This window comes from Streptomyces sp. SM18 (genome assembly GCF_002910775.2).
Classification (GTDB): Bacteria; Actinomycetota; Actinomycetes; order Streptomycetales; family Streptomycetaceae; genus Streptomyces; species Streptomyces halstedii.
Genome location: NZ_CP029342.1, coordinates 3,370,144 through 3,393,005, shown reverse-complemented (window position 1 = coordinate 3,393,005; position 22,862 = coordinate 3,370,144). Strand labels below are relative to the sequence as shown.

General features: G+C 72.6%; 20 protein-coding genes. 15 read left to right on the top strand and 5 right to left on the bottom strand.

Translation table 11 applies throughout. The features are described 5' to 3' along the window. Positions 1 to 2 precede the first annotated feature (2 nt). The gene (locus tag B9S64_RS15055) at positions 3 to 1,286 is read left to right on the top strand and encodes an adenylosuccinate synthase (protein ID WP_103491826.1); all 1,284 of its coding nucleotides are present in this window, start codon (positions 3 to 5) and stop codon (positions 1,284 to 1,286) included. A gap of 88 nt (positions 1,287 to 1,374) precedes the next feature. Here the strand turns inward: B9S64_RS15055 and B9S64_RS15050 are convergent, their stop codons facing one another. Beyond that, complete coding sequence (locus B9S64_RS15050; protein ID WP_109492057.1) at positions 1,375 to 3,636, bottom strand: serine/threonine-protein kinase; 2,262 nt, start codon at positions 3,634 to 3,636, stop codon at positions 1,375 to 1,377. A 256-nt stretch (positions 3,637 to 3,892) separates the two neighbouring features. On the opposite strand from B9S64_RS15050, the gene B9S64_RS15045 reads away from it, so the two are divergent. Then, positions 3,893 to 4,780: a glycoside hydrolase family 19 protein gene (locus tag B9S64_RS15045; protein WP_374936059.1), complete on the top strand. Its 888-nt coding sequence runs from the start codon at positions 3,893 to 3,895 to the stop codon at positions 4,778 to 4,780. 107 nt (positions 4,781 to 4,887) lie between these two features. On the opposite strand, the gene B9S64_RS15040 is transcribed toward B9S64_RS15045, so the two are convergent. Beyond that, complete coding sequence (locus B9S64_RS15040; protein ID WP_103490552.1) at positions 4,888 to 5,307, bottom strand: VOC family protein; 420 nt, start codon at positions 5,305 to 5,307, stop codon at positions 4,888 to 4,890. 13 nt (positions 5,308 to 5,320) lie between these two features. Further along, positions 5,321 to 5,761, bottom strand: coding sequence for a helix-turn-helix transcriptional regulator (locus B9S64_RS15035; protein WP_103490553.1), 441 nt, complete (start codon positions 5,759 to 5,761; stop codon positions 5,321 to 5,323). A 290-nt stretch (positions 5,762 to 6,051) separates the two neighbouring features. Here B9S64_RS15035 and B9S64_RS15030 point away from each other — a divergent pair, with 290 nt between their 5' ends. The 3 genes from B9S64_RS15030 to B9S64_RS15020 all read left to right on the top strand — a co-directional run bounded on the left by B9S64_RS15030 (position 6,052) and on the right by B9S64_RS15020 (position 9,332). Then, entirely contained in the window at positions 6,052 to 6,942 is an 891-nt protein-coding gene (locus tag B9S64_RS15030; protein WP_103490554.1) for a glycoside hydrolase family 19 protein, read from the top strand. Between the two features lie 97 nt (positions 6,943 to 7,039). Then, a complete protein-coding gene (locus B9S64_RS15025) occupies positions 7,040 to 7,534 on the top strand; it encodes a hypothetical protein (protein WP_103490555.1) in 495 nt (164 codons plus the stop codon). A 313-nt stretch (positions 7,535 to 7,847) separates the two neighbouring features. Next, complete coding sequence (locus B9S64_RS15020; protein ID WP_181012233.1) at positions 7,848 to 9,332, top strand: helix-turn-helix domain-containing protein; 1,485 nt, start codon at positions 7,848 to 7,850, stop codon at positions 9,330 to 9,332. A 32-nt stretch (positions 9,333 to 9,364) separates the two neighbouring features. On the opposite strand, the gene B9S64_RS15015 is transcribed toward B9S64_RS15020, so the two are convergent. After that, a complete protein-coding gene (locus tag B9S64_RS15015) occupies positions 9,365 to 11,368 on the bottom strand; it encodes a serine/threonine-protein kinase (protein WP_103490557.1) in 2,004 nt (667 codons plus the stop codon). A 221-nt stretch (positions 11,369 to 11,589) separates the two neighbouring features. Here B9S64_RS15015 and B9S64_RS15010 point away from each other — a divergent pair, with 221 nt between their 5' ends. The 3 genes from B9S64_RS15010 to B9S64_RS15000 all read left to right on the top strand — a co-directional run bounded on the left by B9S64_RS15010 (position 11,590) and on the right by B9S64_RS15000 (position 14,827). Then, positions 11,590 to 12,981 (top strand): aspartate aminotransferase family protein, encoded by a 1,392-nt coding sequence (locus tag B9S64_RS15010; protein ID WP_103490558.1) that lies wholly within the window; start codon positions 11,590 to 11,592, stop codon positions 12,979 to 12,981. A gap of 217 nt (positions 12,982 to 13,198) precedes the next feature. Next, positions 13,199 to 13,918: a GntR family transcriptional regulator gene (locus B9S64_RS15005; RefSeq protein WP_103490559.1), complete on the top strand. Its 720-nt coding sequence runs from the start codon at positions 13,199 to 13,201 to the stop codon at positions 13,916 to 13,918. Positions 13,919 to 14,173: 255 nt separating this feature from the next. Next, positions 14,174 to 14,827: a hypothetical protein gene (locus tag B9S64_RS15000; RefSeq protein WP_103490560.1), complete on the top strand. Its 654-nt coding sequence runs from the start codon at positions 14,174 to 14,176 to the stop codon at positions 14,825 to 14,827. Positions 14,828 to 14,929: 102 nt separating this feature from the next. On the opposite strand, the gene B9S64_RS14995 is transcribed toward B9S64_RS15000, so the two are convergent. Continuing rightward, positions 14,930 to 15,718, bottom strand: coding sequence for an SLATT domain-containing protein (locus B9S64_RS14995; RefSeq protein ID WP_103490561.1), 789 nt, complete (start codon positions 15,716 to 15,718; stop codon positions 14,930 to 14,932). A gap of 371 nt (positions 15,719 to 16,089) precedes the next feature. Between B9S64_RS14995 and B9S64_RS14990 the strand changes: the two genes are divergently transcribed. From B9S64_RS14990 to B9S64_RS14960, 7 genes are all read left to right on the top strand, one after another. Beyond that, positions 16,090 to 16,425 (top strand): YbaB/EbfC family nucleoid-associated protein, encoded by a 336-nt coding sequence (locus tag B9S64_RS14990; protein ID WP_103490562.1) that lies wholly within the window; start codon positions 16,090 to 16,092, stop codon positions 16,423 to 16,425. 115 nt (positions 16,426 to 16,540) lie between these two features. Further along, positions 16,541 to 17,140, top strand: coding sequence for a recombination mediator RecR (gene recR / locus B9S64_RS14985; protein ID WP_103490563.1), 600 nt, complete (start codon positions 16,541 to 16,543; stop codon positions 17,138 to 17,140). A gap of 84 nt (positions 17,141 to 17,224) precedes the next feature. Next, complete coding sequence (locus tag B9S64_RS14980; protein ID WP_028442060.1) at positions 17,225 to 17,884, top strand: DUF5063 domain-containing protein; 660 nt, start codon at positions 17,225 to 17,227, stop codon at positions 17,882 to 17,884. Positions 17,885 to 18,157: 273 nt separating this feature from the next. Further along, on the top strand, positions 18,158 to 19,429 hold the full coding sequence (locus B9S64_RS14975) for an aspartate kinase (protein WP_028442061.1): 1,272 nt from the start codon (positions 18,158 to 18,160) through the stop codon (positions 19,427 to 19,429). Then, positions 19,426 to 20,487: an aspartate-semialdehyde dehydrogenase gene (locus tag B9S64_RS14970; protein ID WP_103490564.1), complete on the top strand. Its 1,062-nt coding sequence runs from the start codon at positions 19,426 to 19,428 to the stop codon at positions 20,485 to 20,487. The genes B9S64_RS14975 and B9S64_RS14970 overlap by 4 nt, the downstream gene beginning before the upstream one ends. A 359-nt stretch (positions 20,488 to 20,846) precedes the next feature. Next, positions 20,847 to 21,422 carry a SigE family RNA polymerase sigma factor gene (locus B9S64_RS14965; protein WP_028442063.1) on the top strand — a complete coding sequence of 192 codons (576 nt, stop codon included), beginning with the start codon at positions 20,847 to 20,849 and terminating at the stop codon, positions 21,420 to 21,422. 407 nt (positions 21,423 to 21,829) lie between these two features. After that, a complete protein-coding gene (locus tag B9S64_RS14960) occupies positions 21,830 to 22,861 on the top strand; it encodes a hypothetical protein (protein ID WP_308460750.1) in 1,032 nt (343 codons plus the stop codon). Position 22,862: the final 1 nt, after the last annotated feature.

Below are 22,862 nucleotides of genomic sequence, written 5' to 3'. Positions count from 1 at the left end.
CTGTGCCCGCACTTGTGCTGCTCGGTGCTCAGTGGGGTGACGAGGGCAAGGGGAAGGCCACCGATCTCCTCGGTGGATCTGTCGACTATGTGGTGCGCTACCAGGGGGGCAACAACGCCGGCCACACGGTGGTCGTCGGCGACCAGAAGTACGCACTGCATCTCCTCCCCTCCGGAATCCTGTCGCCGGGGTGTACCCCGGTCATCGGTAACGGTGTCGTCGTCGACCCGGCGGTCCTGCTCTCCGAGCTGAGCGGCCTGAACGAGCGCGGCGTCGATACGTCCAAGCTCCTGATCAGTGGCAACGCTCATTTGATCACTCCGTACAACGTCACGGTCGACAAGGTGACGGAACGCTTCCTCGGGAAGCGCAAGATCGGCACCACGGGACGCGGCATCGGTCCGACGTATGCCGACAAGATCAACCGTGTGGGCGTCCGCGTCCAGGACCTCTACGACGAGTCGATCCTGGAGCAGAAGGTCGAGGCGGCGCTGGAGCAGAAGAACCAGCTCCTCGCCAAGGTCTTCAACCGGCGCGCGATCGAGTCGGGGAGGATCGTCGAGGAGATGCTCCAGTACGCGGAGCAGATCAAGCCGTACGTCGCCGACACCACGCTGATCCTCAACAACGCCATCGACGAGGGCAAGGTCGTCCTCTTCGAGGGCGGCCAGGGCACGCTGCTGGACGTGGACCACGGCACCTACCCCTTCGTCACCTCGTCGAACCCGACCGCGGGCGGCGCCTGCACGGGCTCCGGTGTGGGCCCGACGAAGATCAGCCGGGTCATCGGCATCCTCAAGGCGTACACCACGCGTGTCGGTGCCGGTCCGTTCCCGACGGAGCTGCACGACGAGGACGGCGAGGCGCTGCGGCGCATCGGCGGCGAGCGCGGTGTCACCACCGGCCGTGACCGCCGCTGCGGCTGGTTCGACGCCCCGATCGCGCGGTACGCGACCCGGGTCAACGGGCTCACCGACTTCTTCCTCACCAAGCTGGACGTGCTGACCGGCTGGGAGCGCATCCCGGTGTGCGTGGCGTACGAGATCGACGGCAAGCGCGTCGAGGAAGTCCCGTACAACCAGACCGACTTCCACCACGCGAAGCCGGTCTACGAGATGCTGCCCGGCTGGTCCGAGGACATCACGAAGGCCAAGACCTTCGGCGACCTGCCGAAGAACGCGCAGGCCTACGTGAAGGCGCTGGAGGAGATGTCCGGCGCCCCGATCTCCGCGATCGGCGTCGGCCCCGGCCGGACCGAGACCATCGAGATCAACTCCTTCCTCTAGCCGTCGCTGACGTACGAGGAGTCGTTCACGGCACGGGCCCCCGGCGCACACGCGCCGGGGGCCCGTGCCGTACGGACGGTGGAGCGGGTCAGTCCTTGCGCCGGTAGGTGGCCGGGGCGTCGTCGTCGGAGCCCACCCAGGTGAGGGACAGCCCGTCGGCGCCCTTCATCTGCACCGTGCGGGTCCCGCCGCCCTCGCACTTGTCCTCGGGTTCGGCCGCCGTCACGGTCTGCGGGCCGAGCCGCAGTTCCTTGCTGTTCGCGTAGACGAGAACGCTCTCCTGCTCGCAGTGGTAGGAGGGCCCGTCGCTGGTGTACTCGGCGACCACCTCGCCGTAGGCGCCCTGGCTCAGCACCAGGGTGGTGGTGTCCGGGGACGGCGAACCGCCGGTCTCCACGTACTCCCAGGTGCCGAGGAACTCGGCCGGGACCGGGGTGGTGTTCGCGGTGCTCTTGGTGAGGGTCGCGCTCTCGCCGTCGTCGTCGGTCCAGATGAGCGTGCCGTCACCGGCTGCGCGGATGGTCTGCCGGCCCCCGTCGGAGCAGGCGTCCTCCGGGATGGAGCTGGTCGCCCGGGACTCGACGACCATCAGGTTGTCGAAGGAGACCAGCTCGGCGGCGCCGTTGCACAGCGCGCTGTCGAACGAGTTGAACGTCGTGACGACGTCGGCCCCCACCCCGCCCTGGGTGATGGTGAGGCGGCGGAAGGAGACGGGCCGCTGCTCGCTGTCCTTGCCGTGCCCCTCCCAGACGCCCAGGTACTCCTCGGCGATGACGCCCTCCACCGCCCCGGAGGGATCGGCGGCCACTTCCGAGGGGGAGGCGTCCTCGGTGGTGGTGTCGGGGGACGGTGTCGTGCTCGGGGACCGCGAGGCGGACGGGGCCGCCTGCCCGCCCTTGCCGTCGTCCGTGTCCGACCCGCTGTTCATCGCCGCGTAGACGATGCCGCCGGCCAGCAGGGCGACGACGGTGACCGCCGTGGTGACGATCAGCGCGGTACGCCGCTTGCGGACGGTTCCGGGGCCGGGCCCCGGTCCGCCGAGGTCGGTGGGGGTGGTGAGCGGAGCGCCGAAGACCCCGAGCGGCGGGGCGGGCGCGCCGTGTTGTGCGGGACCGGGAGGGGCCGGGGCTCCGGCCGGCACCCCCGCCGCCCCTGCCTGCCCGCCGGCCGGTGGCGGCGTCGGGTCCGGGGCGGAGAGCGGGGACGCGGCGGCGGGCGCGGACACCGGTGGCGGAGTCGGCTCGGCCGACGGGACCGGCGGTGTGCTCGGGGGCGGCGGCGTGGGCGCCGCGGCGGGCATCGGCACGGGTGCCGGGGACGACGGCAACGGGGTGGGCGGGGCGGCCGGGAGGGGCGGCGTCACCCCGGTCGTGGGCGCCGTCGTGGGCGGCGGGGGCGTCGCGCCCGGCGGCGGCCCGGCGGGACGGGCGGGCACCCGGTGCGCGGGGCCGTCGGAGTCCAGCAGCTCGGCGGCCTTGCGGCCCAGCTCCGCGATCAGGCCGGCCGGCAGCCAGGGTTCGGTGTCCGCGGCCACCTCCTCGGTACGGGCCACCACCTCCTCCGGCGAGGGCCGCTCAGCGGGGTCCTTCGCCAGGCAGGCCCCGACCAGCTCGGTCAGGCCCTCGGGAAGACCCGTCAGGTCCGGCTCCTCCTGGGCGATCCGGTACATCACCGCGTGCATGCCGCTCTCCGAGGAGCCGAACGGATGCCGCCGCGTACCGGCGAATGCCAGGACCGAGCCCAGCGAGAAGACGTCGCTGACGGGGGTGAGCGTCTCGCCGCGCACCTGCTCCGGCGACATGTATCCGGGCGACCCGATCACCGCTCCGGTACGGGTCAGCTTGCCGTCGGCGGTCACCGCGTCCAGCGCGCGGGCGATCCCGAAGTCGATGACCCGCGGGCCGTCGATGGTGACCAGGACGTTGGCCGGTTTGAGGTCGCGGTGGATCAGCCCGGCGGTGTGGACCGCCGTGAGCGCCTGGGCCAGCCGGTGGCCGAGGATGCGCACCGACCGCTCCGGCAGCGGCTCCGCGCGCCCGGCGAGCACCGCGTGCAGCGAGGGCCCGGGGACGTACGCCGTCGCGACCCAGGGGGCGGCGGCGTCGGTGTCCGCGTCCAGCACCGCCGCGGTCCACCTCCCGCCGACCCGGCGGGCCGCCGCGATCTCCTGGGCGAAGCGCCTGCGGAACTCGGGCTCGGTCGCGAGCTCGGAGCGTACGAGCTTGACGGCGACGGTCCGCCCGCCGCCGGAACGCGCCAGGTACACCTCACCCATCCCGCCCGCGCCCAGACGGGCAAGGAGGCGGTAGGGGCCGATGTGTGACGGGTCGTCATGTGTCAGCTGGTCCACCCTCGGATCCTCGCACAGAGGCTGCGCCGCAGGTGGGCGGAGCGTCGCCGCTGGTGCCGTTCCGTTACGCGGCGGACGCCGGAGCGGATTCGTCCGCATGTCCGTCCGCGTGTTCGTCCGCGCGTCCGTCCGCGCGTCCGTCCGCCGTACGGCTGGTCTAGACCTTGACAGGTCCAGACCAGTAGGCGTTGAGTGACCGCACGTCACGTCGGCCCGCCGGGGTGCTCGGCGCGCCGCCCCGAAGGAGTGAGCAGCGCTGAAACACATCAAGAGGTTCCTGACCGCACTGAGCGCCGTCGTCACCACGGCCGTCCTCCTGCCCGGAGCCGTGGGGACCGCCACCGCCGCGCCCGCCGACGGCGCTTCGGCCTGCGCGCCGCTGTGGAGCGCCACCACCGACTACGCCGCCGGGGGCACCGTCTCCCACCACGGGCGCAACTGGAGCGCGCGGTGGTGGACGCGGAACGAGAATCCGGGCGCGGCCTCCGTCTGGGCCGACCGGGGGGCGTGCACGGGAGGGGAGTCGGACTTCGTCGTCAGCGAGGCGCAGTTCGACGCGATCTTCCCGGACCGCGACCCCTTCTACACGTATCAGGGCCTGGTGGACGCGCTGGCCGCCTACCCGGGCTTCGCCAACACCGGCACCCCGCAGACCCGGGCCCGGGAGGCCGCCGCCTTCCTGACGCACGCGGACTTCGAGTCGGTCGGGCTGCGGTACGTGAAGGAGATCAACGAGGCCAACTACGGGCGCAAGTGCGACGACACCCAGCCCTACGGCTGTCCGGCGGGGCGGGAGGCGTACTACGGCCGCGGCCCGATCATGTTCAGCTGGAACTTCAACTACAAGGCCGCCGGTGACGCCCTCGGCCTGGATCTGCTGAACGACCCGTGGCTGGTCGAGCGCGATCCGTCCGTGGCCTGGCAGACCGCCCTCTGGTACTGGAACACCCAGAACGGACCCGGCGTGATGACCTCGCACGAGGCGATGGTGGGCGGCGCGGGCTTCGGCCAGACCATCCGCTCGCTCAACGGCGCGCTGGAGTGCGACGGCGGCAACCCGGAGTCGGTGGCGTCACGGGTCGAACGCTACGAGCGCATCACCGGGATCATCGGCACGGCCCCGGGCTCCGGGCTGACCTGCTGACGCACCCCGCCGACGCGTCCCGTGAGGCCCATGGCACCGGCCCGGTGGGCGGGGTGCCATGGGTCCGTCCCCGTGGGCTGCCGGGCGGGCGGGCCGGGGCGGCGGGTTCAGCGCACCTCGCGGATGCGGACCTGGTTGCCGGCCGGGTCGCGGAAGGCGCAGTCGCGTACTCCGTACGGCTGCTCGGTCGGCTCCTGGACGACCTCGGCGTCGCGGGCCTGCACCCGCTCGAAGACGCCGTCGAGGTCCGTGGTGGCCAGCATGATCCAGCCGTAGGTGCCCTTGGCCATCATCTCGGTGACGGTGCGGCGCTCGTCCTCGGTGACGCCGGAGTCCGCGGCCGGGGGTGCCAGCAGGATCGAGGTGCCGGGCTGGCCGGCGGGGCCGACCGTGATCCAGCGCATCTTCCCGCTGCCGACGTCGCTGCGTACCTCGAAGCCGAGGGCGTCGCGGTAGAAGGCGAGGGAGGCCTCCGGGTCGTCGTGCGGGAGGGCGGCGGTGTGAATGGTGAGGTTTGTGGTGTCCATGAGGCCACGCTAGCTACGGCCCGGCGGGTGGCGCTTCTCGATTCCTGACGGGTCGGGTCACCTGTTTCGCCACGCACGGCGGCATCCCCGCCGTCACGTTCGCCCCCTGCCGCCGGAAGACGCTGGGCGGCACACCGACCAGTTCGGTGAAACGGGTGCTGAAGGTGCCGAGCGAGGAGCAGCCGACCTCGAAGCAGACCTCGGTGACGCTGAGGTCGCCACGGCGCAGCAGCGCCATCGCCCGCTCGATGCGCCGCGTCATCAGGTAGGAGTACGGCGATTCCCCGTAGGCGAGCCGGAACTGGCGGCTGAGGTGTCCGGCCGACATGGCCGCGTCGCGGGCGAGCGCCTCCACGTCCAGGGGCCGCGCGTACTCCCGGTCGATCCGGTCGCGGACGCGGCGCAGCCGTGCGAGGTCGCGCAGGCGCTGGGCTTCGGCGGGTCTGCTGGTCACCGTGCGATCGTGCCACGCGGAGCCGGGCCGGCCGCCTCCACGGCTCCCGACTCCCGTTCCGCGCACGGGGACCGGCGGGTTCCGCGTGGAGGGAGTGGCTGGTTCCGCAAGGGGGACTGGCCGGTTCTGTGCGCCGCGTTCGGTCCGGACGGCCCCGTGCCGCCGAACGGGTGAGAATCATGCGCCGGTGCTGGTCTAGACCTTGACAGGTTCAGACCATCGACGGTTGGCTGGGCGCACCCCCATGGCGGCACACCTCCCGGCTGTGCCGCGCCGAAGGAGTCGTTCACGTGGTCAAACGTGTCATGAGCCTGCTCACCGCGATCGGTGCGGTCGTCGCGATGCTGGTCTTCCTCCCCGCCACCAGCGCCTCGGCGGCCACCTGCGCCCCGGCCTGGAACGCCTCGTCCGTGTACACGGGCGGCGGTACGGCCTCGTACAACGGGCACAACTGGCTGGCGAAGTGGTGGACGCAGAACGAGCGTCCGGGTGCCTCGGACGTCTGGGCCGACCAGGGCGTCTGCGGTTCGGGCGGCGGCGGTACCGAGGAGCCGGACCCCTCGGGATTCGTCGTCAGCGAGGCGCAGTTCAACCAGATGTTCCCGAACCGGAACTCCTTCTACACGTACAAGGGCCTCACCGCCGCGCTGAGCGCCTACCCGGGCTTCGCGAACACCGGCAGCGACACCGTCAAGAAGCAGGAGGCGGCGGCGTTCCTCGCCAACGTCAGCCACGAGACGGGCGGTCTGGTCCACATCGTGGAGCAGGACACCTCCAACTACCCCCACTACTGCGACACCAACCAGCCCTACGGCTGCCCGGCCGGCCAGGCCGCCTACTACGGCCGCGGCCCCATCCAGCTCAGCTGGAACTTCAACTACAAGGCCGCCGGTGACGCCCTCGGCATCGACCTGCTGGGCAACCCCTGGCTGGTGGAGCAGGACGCCGCCGTGGCCTGGAAGACCGGCCTCTGGTACTGGAACACCCAGTCCGGCCCCGGCACCATGACCCCCCACAACGCCATGGTCAACGGTGCCGGGTTCGGTGAGACCATCCGGTCCATCAACGGCAGCATCGAGTGCAACGGCGGCAACCCCGGCCAGGTCCAGAGCCGGGTCAACACCTACCAGTCGTTCGTCCAGATCCTCGGCACCACCCCCGGCTCGAACCTGAGCTGCTGACCTCGGCCCCACCCCGAGGAAAGGGGGCGTGCCCGGCGACCGCCGGGTGCGCCCCCGATTCGTCGGCCGGGCACGGCGGTTGGCAGGATCACCCACCATGACAACGGACAGCGGCACACCGCCGACCGGCCCGAAGGCCTCGCTCGCCCTGATCGACGACGTACTCGCCCTGCCCTTCCCGGCCGGGGAGGAGAGCGAGGACAGCGGTGTACGCAGCAGCGGCCCCGGGCACCATCTGCTGATCGTGCGGGCCGGGCAGGACTTCTGGGACGACGCCTCCACGGAGACGGTGGAGGCGTCGGAGGACGCGATCGAGGCGGAGTTCAGCGCGGTGGCGACGGCGTTGACCGAGCGGTGGGGCGAACCGGAGACCGTCGACCTCTGGCCGTATCTGGCGGAGGAGGCCTCTCCCGTACCGGAGCCCCTGGGCCAGCTCAGCAATCTGGCCGGGAGCATGCAGCTCTGGCGGCCGCCGGCCGACGCGCCGGGGGCCGGCGGACGGTGGCTGGGGCTGACCGTGGGACAGGCCGACCCCGAGTTCCCCATCTGGCTGCTGGCGGCGGTCGGTGACGCGTCCACGCTGCCGGTCTGAGGACGCCCCGGCCCGCGTCGGACGGGGGCGTGGACGGTGTCCGCGCGCCGGCCGGCGGCCGACGACAGCGACCACCCCCGTGGACCGCTGCCGCCGTGCCCCCGGGCATTCCCCGACGCCTTCCGGAGAGTCCCGGGCCCCTGGGGACTCTAGGGTGACCGGGCCCCGGGCCGGGAGATTCAGGTCGCACGGTGAGGGCGGCCGAGGGGTATCAGAGCGCACAGCCGAACCGGTACCCTGCACTCCGGTTCGGTTCGGTCGGCAGAGCGGGGGACGGGTGCGCGCGCGGGAACGGGCCGACGACGTACTGCGGATGTACCGGCTGGCCCGCACGGGCGGATCGCCGGAGCTGCTGGGCTGGCTGGCCCGGCGGGCGGACGGATGGGCCGGACTCCTCGACGGCGACGGCACGGTCCTCCAGGCCGTGGCCGGTACGGCACGGTGGCCGGGCCAGGACGCCGCGAAACTCGCCTCCCGGGCGGTGCGGGAGCTGACGGTACGGGGCGCCCGCGCCTACTCCCTGGAGGCCGGCGGGCGTACGGCGCTGCTGCTGCCCCTCGACGGCGCGGGCGAAGGCCGGGACACCCTCCTCGCCGTCGTCGCCCCCCGGCCGGTGCCCGACCGGCTGGCCACCCTGCTCGCCGACGCGACGATGCCCCTCGGCCTGGCCTGGTCGTCGGAGAGCGTGGAGCGCAAGCGGCGGCGCGTCGATCTCGCGGAGTTCCGGGGGCGCGAGGCGGTCCTGCATCTGCTCATGACGGGCCAGCTGTCCATCGCCCACCAGGTCGCGGGCGCGCTGCGGCCGAGACTCCCGGACCCCGTCCGGGTGTGCGTGGTCGAGTGCACGGGCGGACAGCGGGACGAGGTGGCCCGGATCTGCGCCGACGCCTCCGGCGGCCGGACGTGGATCGTGCGCTGCCCGGTGTACGCGCGCCATCTGATCCTGATCATGCCCGTGGAGCCGGACGCGGTGTCCACGCCGGGCGGGCGGGGAGCGGGGGCCGGACGGGGAGACGGCGCCCCGCTCGACCGGACCGTGGCCGAGCTGGTGGACGACTGCGTCGTCGGCGTCAGCGAGGCCGTACCGCTCTCCGACACCGCGGGCGCCTACCGCCAGGCCTTCCACGCCCTGGCCGTGGCCCGCGGACTCCCGGACCGGCACGCCCGGTTCGGCAGCGCGCCGGAACCGGCCCTGGTCGCCGGAGCGGCCGGGGCCCGGTGGGCGGACGCGCTGCTCGCCCCGCTGCTCACCCACCTCCCCCGCCGCTCCCAGGACCCGGGCAGCCAGGAACTCGCGGCCACCCTGGCGTCCTGGCTGGCGTTCTCCTCCCACGCCACCCAGCACCTCAAGATCCACCGCAACACCCTCGCCGCCCGCCTCAGGCTGATCGGGGAGTTGCTCGGCCTGGACCTGAACCGGCTCGCCGGGCAGGCCGCCCTCGACCTGGCCCTCTGCATCAGGGCCGCCCCCGCCCGGCACCGCCCCGACGTCCGCCGGGAGCACACGGCGGCCCCCGACCTCGACGCGGTGCTGTCCGGCCCCGGCATCCAGGACTGGGCGGCCCAGCAACTGCGCCAGATCGCCCCGGCCGGCCCCACCGCCGAGGAGACGTTGCGCACCTGGCTGCGCTGCGAGGCCCAACTCGCCCCCACGGCGGCCGAGCTGGGCATCTCCGTGCCGGGGACGCGCAAGCGCCTCGTCCGGCTCGAAGCGGTGCTGCACCGGTCGCTGCTCCGGACGCCGAGTGCGCGCTACGACCTGTGGACGGCGTTCCGGGCGGCGGACCTCCTCGCGTAGACGCGGGGGAGCCCGCTCCAGCGGCAGTGGCGTCAGTCCGAGCGGGTGTACGTCAGGCTCTCACCGGTCTCCGGGATCTCCCGGCGCAGGCTGCCGTCGGGCAGCAGCGTCAGCACGGTCGGCTTGCCCGGGGTGCAGGACGTGGCCGGTTCGCCGGAGGTGACCTCGGACGGGCCGACGCGGACCGGGGAGCCGGAGGCGGGCTCGGCCTCCAACGCGGCCTGGAACACGCAGTGGTAGGAACCGCCGGTGTCGAGCGGGCCCTCGGCGGTGAGGGACAGGACCGTGTCCCCGACCTCGCCCTGCTGGATGACGAGCCGGCGGGTGGAGCGCCCGGCACCGCCGTCGATGGCGCCGGACCAGGTGCCGAGGTAGCCGGACGGGACGGCCCCGTCGTCGTCCTGGCCGTCGCCCTTGTCCTCCCCGTCGCCCCGGACGCCGGCGGAGGGACCGGCCGACGGGGAGCGGGTGGACGTGTGCGCCGGGGAGTTCGTGGTGTGGCCGCCGTCCTTCATGAAGGCGAAGACCGTCCAGCCGGCCCCGATCGCGACGAGCACGGCCACCACGACCAATGCGACGGCCGGTCCCGTACGGCGGCGCTGCGGGGGCGGTGCGTACCCGGGCGCCTGCCCGTGGCCGTGGGCGTACGCCGGGGCGTTCGGCCGGGGGTAGCCGTAGGCCGGGGGCGGTCCGGCCGGGCCGACCAGGGTGGGGGCCGGGTATCCGGCGGCGGGCGGCGGCTGCTGGGCCGGTATCCCGGAGTACGGAGGGTTCCCCGGCGGTATCCCGGCGTGCGGGTGCGGCACTTCGGGGCTGTGCGGGGCGTGGTGGGGGGTGCTGTGCGGTGGCACCGGCGGGCCCACGGGCGGAAGGTCCTCGGCCGGACCGGCGGGCCGGACCGGTCCAGGGGCGTGACCGGACGCGGCGGGAGCGCCCGCCGGACCGCCGGGCGGGGTCTTCTCCGGGTCCTGCAGCGGGTCCTGGAGGTCTTGCGGGTCCTGGTGGCCCGGACGGTTCTGCGGGTCCTGGTGGCCCGGGGGGCTCTGCGGGTTCTGCGCGTCCTGGGGATCCTGCGGGTTCCGCGCGTCCTGGGAGTCCCGCGGGTCCTCGGGGTCCTCGGCGTCCAGCAGTCCGACCGCGTGCCGCCCGAGCTGGGCGATCAGCGCGCCGGGCAGCCAGGGTTCCGCCGTCTCCGTCTCGCCCAGCTGGTCCAGGACCGCGTCCGTGGAAGGCCGTGCGGCGGGATCCTTGGCCAGGCAGTCCTGGACCAGCTCGACGAGGTCCACCGGTACGCCGGTGAGGTCCGGTTCCTCCTGCGCGATACGGAACATCAGCGCGTGCACCCCGCTGTCCGCCACCCCGAACGGCATCCGCCCGGTGGCCGCGTACGCGAGCAGCGAACCGAGGCAGAACACGTCGCACGCGGCCGTCACCCGCTCACCCCGCACCTGCTCGGGCGACATGAATCCGGGCGAGCCGATCAGCGCCCCCGTGCGGGTCAGGCCCGCCTCGGTGACGGTGTCCAGCGCGCGGGCGATGCCGAAGTCGATGACCCGGGGGCCGTCGATCGTGACCAGCACGTTGGAGGGCTTGAGGTCGCGGTGGACGATTCCCGCGCGGTGGATGTCCTGGAGGGCGCCCGCGAGCCCGGAGCCCAGGACCCGGACGGAGCGTTCGGGGAGCGGGCCGTACGCCCCCGACCCGGCCGGGGCGCCCGGCCGGCCCGAGACGATCCGGTGGAGCGAGGGCCCCGCGACGTAACCGGTGGCCACCCACGGCACGGGCGCGTCGGTGTCCGCGTCGAGCACCGGCGCGGTCCAGACGCCCCCCACCTGGCGGGCCGCCCGCACCTCCGCCCGGAAACGGTCGCGGAACTGCTGCTGTTCCGCGAGCTCCGGGCGGACCACCTTGATCGCGACCGTACGGCCCCGGTCGGAGCGAGCCAGGAACACCTGGCCCATGCCTCCGGCGCCCAGGCGCCCCAACAGGCGGTACCGGCCGATACGTTGCGGGTCGCCGTTGCCCAGCTTCTCCATGGCGCGTTTCCTCCCCCGTACGGCCGCCGTGCGCACGGCAGTGCCCCGAGAATAGCGGCGCGCCCCGCGCCCCCGCCCAGCCCGGGGACCGGTGCGCGACCCCCCGTCCGTGGCCCGGCGCGCCCGGAGCGGCGCGGCTCCGGCACCCTGGCCGGACCCGCGTCCTCAGGCCGCGCGCACGGACCTGGAGATCGGGCACTCCGGCCGCCTACGCTCACCGCATGACCCCTGAAGCCCCTCGCGCGCCCCGTGCCCCGTACGCCGATCCCGCCGCGGGCGCGGCCGTCAAGGCCACCGACCGCGCGCATGTGTTCCACTCCTGGTCCGCCCAGGGTCTGATCGACCCGCTCGCCGTCGCCGGCGCCGAGGGGGCGTATTTCTGGGACTACGACGGCAACCGCTATCTGGACTTCACCAGCGGGCTCGTCTTCACCAACATCGGCTACCAGCACCCCGCCGTCGTCGCCGCGATCCAGGAGCAGGCGGGCAGACTCACCACGTTCGCGCCCGCGTTCGCCATCGAGGCGCGCTCCGAGGCGGCCCGCATGATCGCCGAGCGCACCCCCGGCGACCTGGACAAGATCTTCTTCACCAACGGCGGTGCCGAGGCCGTCGAGAACGCCGTCCGGATGGCCCGGGTGCACACCGGGCGTACGAAGGTGCTCTCCGCCTACCGCTCGTACCACGGCGCCACCTCCACCGCGATCAACCTCACCGGCGACCCGCGCCGCTGGGCGTCCGACACCGGCTCGGCGGGGGTCGTCCGCTTCTGGGCGCCGTTCCTCTACCGCTCGCCCTTCTATGCCTCCACCGAGGCCGAGGAGTGCGCCCGCGCGCTGCGGCACCTGGAGGACACCCTCGCCTTCGAGGGCCCGTCCACCGTCGCCGCCGTCGTCCTGGAGACCGTTCCGGGCACCGCGGGCATCATGCCGCCGCCGCCCGGATACCTCGCGGGCGTCCGGGAGATCTGCGACCGGTACGGGATCGTCTTCGTCCTCGACGAGGTGATGGCCGGTTTCGGACGCACCGGCAGGTGGTTCGCCGCCGACCACGACGAGGTCGTACCGGACCTGATGACCTTCGCCAAGGGCGTCAACTCCGGTTACGTGCCGCTCGGTGGCGTCGCCATCAACGCGGAGATCGCCGCCACCTTCGAGACCCGCCCCTACCCCGGCGGACTCACCTACTCCGGTCACCCGCTGGCCTGTGCCGCCGCCGTCGCCACCCTGCGCGTCATGGAGGAGGAGAGGACGGTCGAGGCCGCCGCCCACCTGGGCGAGCACGTGCTCGGTCCCGGCCTGCGCGAGCTGGCCGAGCGCCACCCGTCGGTCGGCGAGGTCCGGGGCCTGGGGGCGTTCTGGGCGCTGGAGCTGGTCCGGGACCGGGAGACCCGCGAGCCCCTGGTCCCGTACAACGCGACGGGCGAGGCCAACGCGCCGATGGCGGCCTTCGGGGCGGCGTGCAGGAAGAACGGCCTGTGGCCCTTCATCAACATGAACCGCACCCACGTCGTCCCCGCCTGCAACATCACCGAGGAGGAGGCGAAGGAGGGCCTGGCCGCCCTGGACACGGCGCTCTTCGCCGCCGACGAGCACACCGTGGAGGCGGTGTGAGGCGGCGCCGGACCGTGTAGGCGCCCTCACGGCACGCCCCGGCCGAACCCACCGCCGGGGCGGCCGCCCGTGCCGGGTGATCAGCGCCCGGTGCCCCCGTGCGCCGCGGCCCGCGCCTGATGCCCCCGTGCCGGGTGCCCGCCCGGTTCTCGTGCCCGGATCCGGGCAGGCGCCTGGCTTAAGGTGACCCAAGCCGAAAACGGGAGAGGGGCACGTCATGCCTGCGAGCGGACCTGTGAACCGCAGCACCCTGCGGGAGCAGATCGCCGACGCACTGCGTGACGAGGTGCTCGCGGGGCGTCTCCAGCCGCGCGTGGAGTTCACCGTCAAACAGATCGCGGAGCAGTACGGGGTGTCCGCGACCCCCGTCCGCGAGGCGCTGTTCGACCTCTCCGCGCAAGGGCTGCTGGAGTCCGACCAGCACCGCGGCTTCCGGGTCCGGGAGTTCACCGTCGCCGACTACCGGTCGATGGTGGACGCCCGCGCGCTGGTCATCGACGCGGTCTTCCGGGGCCTCTTCGACGGGACCGGCGCGGTGCACGGCCTGCTCGCCGCCCACCAGACCGCCCTGGTCTCCGTACGCCGCCGGGCCGAGGAGGCCGCGCGCGCGGCCCGCGGCGGCGACCTCGACATCCTCATCGGCTACGACCTGCGGTTCTGGCGCGAGCTGGGCGCGGTCGTCACCAACCCGTACCTCACCGACTTCCTCCACCGGCTGCGGGTGCAGGCATGGGTCTTCGCCGTCCCCTACCTGCGCGGGGACGCCGATGTGCGCGACTGGCTGTGGAACGGCCACCCGGAGCTGGTGGAGGCGATCACCACCGCCGACGGCGACGCCGTACGGGAGGTGCTGGACGCCTACTACGCGCACGGGCTGAACTGGGCGGACCGGCTGGCCGCCGGCGACCCCCCGCACCCGGGCCACCCCCGGAACTGACATCCCCCGCATCCGGGCCGTACCGGGAACCGTCACCCCGGCGGCCCTGGTGGGGCCCGGCTCCGGCGGCCCGGAGGCGGACGCGGCGGCCCGAACCCGGCTCCGGCGGCCCGGAGGCGGACCCGGCCCGGCCCCGTGGTCGCGCCGGGGCGGCGACCGGAGCGCACCTCCGGGGCCCCCGCACCCTGTGCGCCGGGTCCGGGCGGCATTACGCTGTCCCGACCACCGCACGAACCCGTTGGAGAGCGAGACTTCGTGGCCTGTGACCTGTGGCTGGTCCCCCTCGTCGATGTGCTGTGCCACAGCCCCGACAACCCCTTCGCCGAAGAGATCGCCGTCTACGACAAGGCGTTGGGCGAGGCAGGGCTGCCCCCCGTCCCCGTCTACGCCTACATGCCCGGACTCACCGGGGACGTCGCCCCGGTGGCCGGCTTCGACTACGACGCCCTGCACCTGCTGCGCCGAGCCCATCTGCTCCAGCTGAGCGGCCTCGCCGTCACCCCCGTGGGTGAGCTGGGCGGGGACTACGAGCAGTTGCTGGAGATGTTCGAGCAGGCGGCGCAGCAGTCGCACCTGGTCTGGCACTTCGACCACGCCGGCTCGTACGTCCCGGTGGACTTCCCCGTCCCGCTCTACGACGACGGGCTGCTGGAGGGCGGTGGCGGTCCCCTGGGGTCCTCGCACGGCCTGCTGCGGGACCTGGAGTCCGTCGCCCCGTCCATCGGGATCGACCCGGCCAACCCGCCGATGGCCCCGCTCCCGCCCATCGGCCCGACCACGCTCGAAGAGCCGGCCGGACCGATCCTGCACGACGACGGCCCGTTCGCCCGCGAGCGCCATGTGTGGCTGGGGCTGCACGCCGCGGCCACCCGGAGCCTCGCCCAGGGCTCGATGATCGTCTTCAGCTGACCGGTACCGGAGCCGCCCCGGACCCTGGGTCCAGGCCGGCTCCGGTGAAGCCCGGGTCCGGGCCCCGGACCCGGGGACCGGAGCGTCCGGGCAGCCGGGCCCCTACCGGGGCGGCTCCGGCGGTCGCTGGCGCGGCATGTTCGGCCGGACCGCCGCGGGCATGGTGAGACGGCCGGGGTGCCCGCCCTGCTCGGGGCGGCCACCGGCCGCGCCCGAGACCAGGGACTGCACGCCCATGGGCGCCGGACCGGCCCGGAACTCCACCATCCAGTCCGCCGTCTCCATGCGGACCAGCTCGGTGACGTCCTCGGAGAACCGCCGCAGCACCCCCAGGCACCGCTCCGCGGCCTCGCTGGCGGTGCCCTCGGTCGGGCCGAGCACCTCCCGTACGGACTCCGACGACCAGTCGAACTGGAGCGTCTGGAGGCGCCGCTGTACGGCCTGCGCCGTCGCCAGATCCCTTATCCAGCCCGAGGTCAGGCCGAAGTACCGGTCGTACGCCATGCACGCGGCACCCAGCAGCAGCGACAGATAGCCCCAGCCGGCCGACCCGCGCAGATCGCCGGTCAGGTCCAGCAGCGGAAGGGCGGCGCCCGCGACCACGCCGACGGCCGTGCCGAGGCGCAGCAGCCGGGCCAGACGGCGTTTGCGGACCCGGTCGTGCAGATACCAGTCAGCGGTCTGGAGAGCGCCCGCCTCGACCCAGCGGTACAGCTCGTCCAGCCGCTCGGCGGGCTCGCCCCAGTCCCCGAGGGGGAAGGGACGGGCGGTCAGGTCGCGCGGCCCCGAGCCGTGACGCGAACCGGAGGGTTCGCTTCCGGTATCAGCGCTGGATCCCGCGCCGGACTCCTTGCGGGGCGGCCCTTCGGGCTGCATCTCCGGCTGACTCACCGGGGCACTCCTCTGCACTCTGAGTTCGGCGCGTACCGGCGCGTGGTGACGCGGACCGGCACGGCTGGACGGACACGGGAGGGACGGATCACGGCATATGACCTGGGCCCCACCCGCGTAACTCTGCGTTACCTGCGGTGTGCGTATGTGTACGGATACGCCTGCCCTTCCTACCGCCGAATGGTGGGCCACGGGGTCGAAATCGCGGGATTCCCGCCTGGGCCCGGCCTCTGGTCAGGTATAGGAGCACGACAGCCCGTTTTTGAAACTCACTCGAAAGAGTTGCTCTCTGGCGGGTGGGGCGGACCGTCCGGCGAACACGTAGGCTCGGCGTACCGAAACAATCCGTCGTCGATGTGCCAGGAGTGACCGTGATTCCCGGTGGTGGCCAGCCCAACATGCAGCAGCTCCTCCAGCAGGCCCAGCAGATGCAGCAGGATCTCGCGGCGGCCCAGGAGGAGCTGGCCAGGACCGAGGTCGAGGGACAGGCGGGCGGGGGCCTGGTGCGGGCCACCGTGACGGGGTCCGGCGAGCTCCGCGGCCTGGTGATCGACCCCAAGGCGGTGGACCCGGAGGACACCGAGACGCTCGCGGACCTCGTGGTCGCCGCGGTGCAGGCGGCGAACGCGAACGCGCAGCAGCTCCAGCAGCAGAAGCTGGGCCCGCTGGCCCAGGGCCTCGGCGGCATGCCGGGGCTCCCCTTCTGACCCCCGGCCGGTCCCTGTCCGGGTCCCTGACCGGGGGCGGTCCCGGCGGGCCGGGCCCCTGTAGCTACCCGCCCGTACCGGCTACGGTACGAGCGGGAAGAGGAAAGGCGTTCCGTTGTACGAAGGCGTGGTTCAGGAGCTCATCGACGAACTGGGCAGGCTGCCCGGCGTCGGTCCCAAGAGCGCGCAGCGGATCGCCTTCCACGTCCTCCAGGCCGAGCCCACCGACGTACGCCGTCTGGCCCACGCCCTCCTGGAGGTCAAGGACAAGGTCCGGTTCTGCGAGGTCTGCGGGAACGTGGCCCAGCAGGAGCAGTGCGGCATCTGCCGGGACGCGCGCCGCGACCGGACGGTCATCTGCGTGGTCGAGGAGCCCAAGGACGTCGTCGCGATCGAGCGGACCCGGGAGTTCCGGGGCCGCTACCACGTGCTCGGCGGCGCGATCAGCCCGATCGAGGGCGTCGGCCCGGACGACCTGCGCATCCGGGAGCTGCTGGCGCGGCTCGCGGACGGCACGATCACGGAGCTGATCCTGGCCACCGACCCCAACCTGGAGGGCGAGGCCACCGCGACCTACCTGGCCCGGATGGTCAAGCCGATGGGCCTGCGGGTGACCCGCCTGGCCAGCGGCCTGCCGGTGGGCGGCGACCTGGAGTACGCGGACGAGGTCACCCTCGGCCGCGCGTTCGAGGGGAGGCGACTGCTCGATGTGTGACCCCGCCTCTGACGTCGTCCTTACGCGGGGCGCGGATACGTTCTACCCACCGTTCGCGACCGCGCCCACCGGGAGGTCCCCTCGATGTCCGACGCCACGCTGAACTCCGTCACGCAGGATCCGGACGACTTCGCCGTACAGATCGCGGACCAGATCAAGACGTTCATCGTCGCGGTCGCCGAGGTGTCCAAGGCGGAGGAGCCCGAGGAGGCCGTACCGGTCCTGCTCCTCCAGGTCTCCCAGCTCCTGCTGGCCGGCGGCCGGCTCGGCGCCTACGAGGACATCCTCCCGGAGGAGCGCTACGAGCCCGACCTCGGCGCCGAGCCGGACGCCGACGGGCTGCGCGAGCGCTTCGCGGCCCTCCTGGAGCCGATCGACGTCTACTCCGAGGTGTTCGACCCGTACGAGCCCCGCAAGCCCCCCGTCCCGCACCGGATCTCCGACGACCTGGCCGACCTGGTCACGGACCTCGGCCACGGGCTCGCGCACTACGAGGCGGACCGCACGGCGGAGGCCATGTGGTGGTGGCAGTTCTCGTACTTCTCCAACTGGGGCTCCACCGCGTCCGCCGCCCTGCGCGCCCTGCAATCGCTGATCGCCCACATCCGGCTGAACCAGCCGCTGGAGGAGCTGGACGGCCTCGACACCGACCAGGACCCCGGGGACGGCGACCTCGCTGAGGAGGCGGGCCGGGTGATGGTCGCGGAGATCGCGGGACCGCTGGGGCTGCGGCCGGTCAACTGAGGGCCGTCCCGGCCCGGGTGGCGGCTCCGGCCCGTCCCTGACGAGCTGCCCCGATCTGTCCCCGACGAGGTGCCCCGTTCGTTCCGATGTGTGTCCTGGGCCACAAACGGGCGTGCTCGGAGGGGGTTGTGGGCAGCAGCCCGGTACGAGCAGTTCGGGCGACGCGCCGGACCACGTGGTGAGCGGGACATCTCATCATCTGGTAGGGACGGGTCGATTCCGGACTGCTCGTTAAACTGAGCCGACCGCACCATTAATGAGCGAGGAGCGCACGTGGGCCTTGTCGTGCAGAAGTACGGAGGCTCCTCCGTAGCCGATGCCGAAGGCATCAAGCGCGTCGCCAAGCGAATCGTCGATGCCAAGAAGAACGGCAACCAGGTGGTTGTCGTGGTGTCCGCGATGGGCGACACGACGGACGAGTTGATCGATCTCGCCGGACAGGTATCCCCGATGCCTGCCGGGCGTGAGTTCGACATGCTGCTGACCGCCGGAGAGCGGATCTCCATGGCCCTGCTGGCGATGGCGATCAAGAACCTGGGGCACGAGGCCCAGTCGTTCACGGGCAGTCAGGCCGGAGTCATCACCGACTCGGTCCACAACAAAGCGCGCATCATCGATGTCACGCCGGGCCGCATCAGGACCTCGATCGACGAGGGCAACATCGCCATCGTCGCCGGGTTCCAGGGCGTGAGCCAGGAGGGCAAGAACATCACCACCCTCGGCCGCGGCGGTTCCGACACGACCGCCGTCGCCCTGGCCGCCGCCCTGGACGCCGAGGTCTGCGAGATCTACACCGATGTGGACGGTGTCTTCACCGCCGACCCCCGGGTCGTGCCGAAGGCCCGGAAGATCGACTGGATCTCCTTCGAGGACATGCTGGAGCTGGCGGCGTCCGGTTCCAAGGTGCTGCTGCACCGCTGCGTCGAGTACGCACGCCGTTACAACATCCCGATCCACGTCCGCTCGTCCTTCTCCGGACTGCGCGGCACCTGGGTCAGCAACGAGCCGCAAGGGGACCAGCAGGTGGAGCACGCCATCATCTCCGGAGTCGCCCACGACGTCTCCGAGGCCAAGGTCACGGTCGTCGGTGTGCCCGACAAGCCGGGCGAGGCCGCAGCGATCTTCCGCGCCATCGCGGACGCCGAGATCAACATGGACATGGTGGTGCAGAACGTCTCCGCCGCCTCGACCGGGCTGACGGACATCACGTTCACCCTGCCCAAGGCCGAGGGCCGCAAGGCCATCGACGCCCTGGAGCGCAACCGCTCCGGCATCGGCTTCGAGTCGCTGCGCTACGACGACCAGATCGCGAAGATCTCCCTGGTCGGCGCGGGCATGAAGACCAACCCCGGGGTCACGGCGGGCTTCTTCGAGGCGCTCTCCGACGTCGGCGTGAACATCGAGCTGATCTCGACCTCCGAGATCCGCATCTCGGTGGTCACCCGTGCCGACGACGTCAACGAGGCCGTGCGCGCCGTGCACAGCGCCTTCGGGCTCGACAGCGACTCCGACGAGGCCGTCATCTACGGAGGCACCGGCCGATGACACGACGCCGCCCCTCGCTCGCGGTCGTGGGTGCGACCGGGGCGATCGGCGGCGTCATGCTCCAGATCCTCTCGCAGCACGCGGACGTCTGGGGCGAGGTCAGACTGCTGGACTCCCCGCACGCGGCCGGGCGCAAGCTGGTCGTGCGCGGGGAGGAGTGCGAGGTGCTCCCGCTCGGCGAATCCGCCTTCGACGGGGTGGACGTGGCCCTGTTCCTGGTACCGGACGAGGTGGCCGCCCACTGGGGCCCGGTCGCCGCCGCCCGCGGGGCCGTGGTGGTGGACGACTCCGCGTCGTTCCGGCTGGACGACGACGTGCCGCTCGTCGTCCCGGAGATCAACCCGCATGCCGCGCGGATCAGACCGCGCGGCATCATCGCGTCCCCGAACTGCACGACCCTGTCGCTGATCGTCGCGATCGGCGCGCTGCACGCCGAGTTCGGGCTGCGGCAACTCGTCGTCTCGTCCTACCAGGCGGTGAGCGGCGCCGGCCGGGACGGTGTCGCCGCCCTCCGCGCGCAACTGTCCCTGGTTGCCGGTACGGATCTGGGCACCAGCCCCGGGGACGTCCGGCGGGCCCTGGGCGAGGGGGACAGCCCCTTCGCCGCCCCGGTCGCGCTGAACGTGGTGCCCTGGGCGGGTACGGACGCCGGTGACGGCTGGTCCTCCGAGGAGCTGGCGATCCGTGAGGAGTGCCGGAAGATCCTGGGACTCCCGGATCTGAAGATCTCCGCCACCTGCGTGTACGTCCCCGTCGTGGCGACGCACTCGATGTCCGTGCACGCCCGCTTCGAGAACGAGGTGGCGGTGGAGCGCGCGCACGAGATCCTCGCGACGGCGCCGGGGGTGGTGCTCTTCGACTCCCCGGCGAGCGGGGACTTCCCGACCCCCTCGGACGTCGTGGGCACCGACCCGACCTGGGTGGGGCGGGTGCGGCAGTCGATGGACGACGCGCGCGCCATCGAGATGTTCATCTGTGGAGATAATCTCCGAAAAGGTGCGGCTCTCAATGTGGCGCAGATTGCGGAATCCGTCGCTGCCGAATTTCACCGGGATTGATCGAATCTGTTTTGTAGGATCTGTGTGCGCCCTGTGGGAAATTGGCTGGTCTGAACCTCTTGAGCTGGGGCGTTGCCGTATCCGACGATGATCTCCTGGCCTCCTGCAACCGCTCGTCGGATGCGGCGCGTCTCAATCGTCACTTCTTGCGTGACTGGGTGCGTCTATGTGGCATTTGGGGAAGAGCAGGTACGAATGAGGGCATGTCGCACAGCATCGAACGTGGTGCCGCACGCGTACAACCCTGACGGGGAGAAGTGTGTCCAACTGGCGTGGCAGAGGTTCTCGACATCACAGTGGTGGGCCCGTTGCGAGGCGCTTCGGCGCGCCCGCTCCGGCGGCCCCGCGCAGCCGGCGGCATGCCGGTGATCGCTCCCATGCCCGCCGCGCGGCCCGCCCGTCTGCCGTCCCCGCGCGAAGGCGCTGAGGAGACGGTGGCGGCGGGAACGACGGTCGACCATCTCACCGAGACCTACCGCGCCCACTACCGCTCGCTGCTGGGGCTCGCGGCGCTCCTCCTGGACGACACGGCGTCCTGCGAGGACGTGGTGCAGGAGGCGTTCATCCGGGTGCACTCGGCGCGCAACCGCGTCCGGGAGCCGGAGAAGACCCTGGCGTACCTGAGGCAGACCGTCGTCAACCTCTCCCGCTCCGCGCTGCGTCGGCGCATCCTCGGGCTGAAGCTGCTCACCAAGCCGATGCCGGACATGGCGAGCGCGGAGGAGGGGGCGTACGACCTGCTGGAGCGGGACGCGCTGATCAAGGCCATGAAGGGCCTGCAACGCCGCCAGCGGGAGGTGCTGGTGCTGCGCTACTTCTCGGACATGACGGAAGCCCAGGTCGCGGAGACGCTGGGGATATCGCTCGGTTCGGTGAAGGCGTACGGATCGAGAGGCATAGCGGCACTGCGCGTCACGATGGAGGCGCAGGCATGAGCAGGCCGGAACACAGGCACGACGATGACCGGACTGGAAACGACATTGTGAACCACGGGCCGGACAGCACTCCGAAGACGGATCCGGAGCAGACGGCGGACGGACGGGGCGAGGGCGAGAGCAGCACGGGCGGCCCGGCGGCCGACACCGAGACCGATAACGACGCCGAGGGTGTGGATCCCGGGAGCGTGGATCCCGAGGGTGTGGATGCCGAGGGCGCGGATGCCGAGGGCGTGATTTCGGCAGCCGGAGGAGACACGGGAGCGGGCGCGGGACCGGCTGACGGGACCGGGCCCGACGCGGGCGCTGCCGTTGCCGGTCCGGCCGTTGCCGGTCCGGCCGTTGCCGGTCCGGTCGGGGGTGCCCCGGCGGGCGGCGTCCCGGCAGGTGGGACGGACGACCCGCACATGAACGCCCCGTACGTGAACGGCGCGGACGTGGACGGGGAGGCGCTGCGCCGCATGCTGCACGGCGCCGTCCAAGGGCTGCGGCCCGTCGACGGCGTCCTGGACCACCTGCACCGTGCCGTACCCGCCCGCCGTGCCAAGCGGCGTCAGGCGGTGGTCGGTGCCGTCGCGGCCGCCCTGCTCATCGGTACGGCGGTCCCCGCCTTCGTCCACGTGGCGAACTCGGACGGCTCGGTCACGGCCGATCCCGCCATCGCCGGACACGGCGAGCAGGCCCAGGGGGGCAACGGACAGAACACGGGTACGGAGACGGACGGCCGGGAGACCGCAGGACCGGCCGCTCAGCAGAACGAGGGTGTCGAGGGGGGGACCGACAGGTCCGCGACCCCGACCCAGGACTCCGGTACCGGCACCGAGGGGACCGGCAGCGCCGGTCTCGACGACACACCGGGCGTCCAGGCGGCGGACATGCCGGCCTGTGAGCCGGGTCAGCTGGGCGTCGCCTCGGCCGAGGCGGGAACGCCGGGGTCGGACGGCAAGGTGTACGGCAGCTTCAAGATCTCCAACGTGTCCGGCAAGGCCTGTTCGGTGACGAGCAACGGCACATTCGGGTTCCAGGCGGCGGGCGCGGCCGACCCCCAGAAGATCAGCGTCGTCCGGTACGCCGGCGGCGACCCGGCGAGCGGGCTGCCCGACCCGTCCCAGGAACCCGGTGCGGTGCTGCTCAAGCCGACGACGGCGTACGAGGTGCGCTTCGCCTGGGTGCCGTCGGACACCTGCACGAGCACCGGTGGTTCGCCCAGCCCGACGCCCACGGACGGCGACGGCGGTGGCGGCAGCGGCGGCACGGCGGGCGGCGGCACGGGGCCTTCGGACACGGCGGCGCAGTTCGGCAGCGCCGATGACGCCCCGGCGGACGGCAGTGTCGTGGTGACCCACACACCGGAGACGGGAGCGCCCACGGCCGAGGCCACGATCTCCCACGCCTGCGCGGGCACGATCTACCGCACCGGCGTACTGAGCACCACGTAGC